This window comes from Candidatus Aquicultor sp. (assembly GCF_054640775.1).
The window spans coordinates 1-2592 of record NZ_JBTSLF010000333.1; the positions used below are offsets into that span (position 1 = coordinate 1).

A 2592-nucleotide genomic window follows, 5' to 3' on the forward strand; every position below is an offset into this window, starting at 1 on the left:
CGCCCCGGCGGAGCCGTTTATGGTCATCGGCAACACTGCGCGCATGACCATCGAGGCTCAGGTCGAAGAGATAGATATCGCAAAGGTCTCAATCGGCCAAAAAGTGAAAGCGACATTCGATGCGCTCGAAGGGCGCGAATTCTATGGCGCAGTGGATAGCATCTCGGTCCGCGCCAAGGTCGATCAAAATGGCGTGGTCACCTACCTCGTGCGAGCTGTCGTCGAAAACAATGATGGCGCGATAAAGGACGGTATGACCGCCCACGTCGATTTTATCCTGAAGCAAGCTAAAAACGTTCTGCTCGTACCGGTCAAGGCCGTAACAAGGGTAAACGGCAAACCCACAGTAATCGTCCAGCGTGCTGATGGTGCATTTCAGACGAAGATCATCGAGTTGGGCCTTACCGACGGCACTTCTGTAGAAGTCAAGCGCGGTCTCTCGGAGACCGACAAGGTAGTCGCAAAGAAAGAAGAGAAGAAAGAATAATGAATCCCGTGATTACGGCCGAGGGCCTTTCTAAAACATACAACCTGGGTTCGGAAGTCATCCCGGTCCTCAGGGATATCCAGCTTACCATCGAGGAGGGTGAATTTGTGTCGCTCATGGGGCCGTCCGGCTCGGGAAAGACGACGTTGATGAATATCGTGGGCCTCCTCGATCATGCAAGCGCCGGCACGTATCATCTCAACGGCAAGGACGTTACCGATTTAAGCGATGATGAGCGGGCACGGGTACGTAACCTTGAGATAGGGTTTGTGTTCCAAACATTCAATCTGCTTCCTCGAAGCGATGTATTGAAGAACGTCGAGCTGCCGTTGTTATACAGCGATGCTCCCAACCGGCGCGAGCGCGCTCTCGAGCTGCTCGAGAGGGTCGGCATGAGCGATCGTCTTAAGCATCTCCCGCAGGAATTAAGCGGTGGGCAGCGCCAAAGAGTCGCGATAGCCCGGGCTTTAATTGCAAATCCCAGCATTATCCTGGCGGATGAGCCGACGGGTAACCTCGATAGCAAAACGGGCGAAGAGATAATGGATATCTTTACCGACCTGAACTCGCAAGGAAAGACTATTATTATGGTCACTCACGAGCCAGAGATCGCCCGTCACGCAAAACGCATCATCCGGCTTAAGGATGGCCTGATCGTTTCCCAATAGCGCAGGCTGTGCTACAAACGCCAGCTATCAAATTGGCCGCTTGGCCAAACCAACCCCCCTCAAGAAACCTTTATGCAACAAGTTAGCGTTGGCTATGTTTCAGGACCCCATTCAAAAGGTTATTAATAACTATACGCCATATCACGGTTTCAAAAAGAGACACAGCCTTAGATAGTAATAGCCACAGAACCGAGGTAGATATCGAAAATGATCAACGTTAGAAACCTTACAAAGAAATTCGGGGATATTGCCGCCGTTGATAACATCAGCTTCGATGTTGCAGAGGGCGAAATATTTGCTTTCTTGGGGCCGAACGGGGCCGGCAAGACGACGACAATAAACATGCTCACCACTTTGCTGGTGCCCACGAGCGGCGAGATTCTGCTTGACGGGCATGACCCCGTAACCGAGCAGAAAGAGGTCCGACGTTCGTTCGGGATCGTGTTTCAGGACCCCAGCCTCGACAGCGAGCTGACCGCCTACGAGAATATGCAAATCCACGCGGTTCTGTACAAAATACCCAAAAACGTACGGAACGAAAGGATAGAGGAGCTGCTGAAGTTCGTTGAGCTTTGGGAACGAAGAAACGACCAGGTAAAGAACTTTTCCGGCGGTATGAAACGTCGGCTTGAGATCGCCCGGGGGCTCCTTCATCATCCAAGAGTCCTGTTTTTGGATGAGCCGACGCTCGGGCTCGACCCCCAAACAAGGAATCTCATCTGGGAACACATTAAAGACTTAAACGATAGAGAGCATATCACGGTATTTCTTACCACCCACATTATGGAGGAAGCCGAACGCATGGCGGATAAGGTGGCCATCATAGATCACGGCAAAATCGTAGCTCAGGGTACCCCCGAAGAGTTAAAAGCACAAACAAAGACGCAAACGCTTGAAGAGGCGTTTCTCGCGTACACCGGAAGAACCATCCGCGAAGAAGGAGCGAGCAGTCTGGAACAAATGAGGGCCGTACAGAGAATGTTTGGGAGGAGGCGGTAGTATGGATACGGTCTATATCCTCTGGCTGAGACAAATAAAACGCTATTTCAGGTCGAAATCTCGAATAGTCGGCGCCCTCGGCCAGCCCCTATTGTTTCTGCTGGCACTCGGATACGGCTTCGGGCCGGTATTCAGAAGGGCCGGGCAGGGCAACTATCTGGAGTTCCTCGTCCCGGGAATCATCGCCATGACGATTCTCTTTTCGTCGATGTTCAACGGGATCGACGTTATTTGGGATAGGCAATTCGGGTTCTTAAAGGAAACCTTAGTCGCACCGGTATCGAGGTTTAATATCATGCTTGGTCGAACGCTCGGCGGCTCCACCATCGCCGTCTTTCAGGGGCTTATTGTGCTTGCCCTCTCGTTTTTAATCGGATTCAGGGTCAATAACCTGCTTGGAATACCAATAGCCCTTGTATTTATGGTGTTAATCGCGCT

The 2592-nt window shown here is 51.7% G+C and carries 4 protein-coding genes; all 4 read left to right on the top strand.

What is annotated here, in order from left to right:
- Window positions 1-487: efflux RND transporter periplasmic adaptor subunit (locus ACYC56_RS14975; RefSeq protein WP_461374971.1), on the top strand; the 487-nt coding region annotated here is incomplete at its 5' end.
- Entirely contained in the window at window positions 487-1155 is a 669-nt protein-coding gene (locus ACYC56_RS14980; RefSeq protein WP_461374972.1) for an ABC transporter ATP-binding protein, read from the top strand. The genes ACYC56_RS14975 and ACYC56_RS14980, both read left to right, overlap by 1 nt.
- A gap of 207 nt (window positions 1156-1362) precedes the next feature.
- Entirely contained in the window at window positions 1363-2154 is a 792-nt protein-coding gene (locus ACYC56_RS14985) for an ABC transporter ATP-binding protein (protein WP_461374973.1), read from the top strand.
- Between the two features lies 1 nt (window position 2155).
- The coding region (locus ACYC56_RS14990) for an ABC transporter permease (RefSeq protein WP_461374974.1) at window positions 2156-2592 on the top strand (437 nt) is incomplete at its 3' end.

Excerpts from the sequence above, each read along its gene's own strand:
- ACYC56_RS14980 (WP_461374972.1), top strand. The coding sequence starts at position 487 with ATGAATCCCGTGATTACGGCCGAGGGCCTTTCTAAAACATACAACCTG.
- ACYC56_RS14985 (WP_461374973.1), top strand. The coding sequence starts at position 1,363 with ATGATCAACGTTAGAAACCTTACAAAGAAATTCGGGGATATTGCCGCC.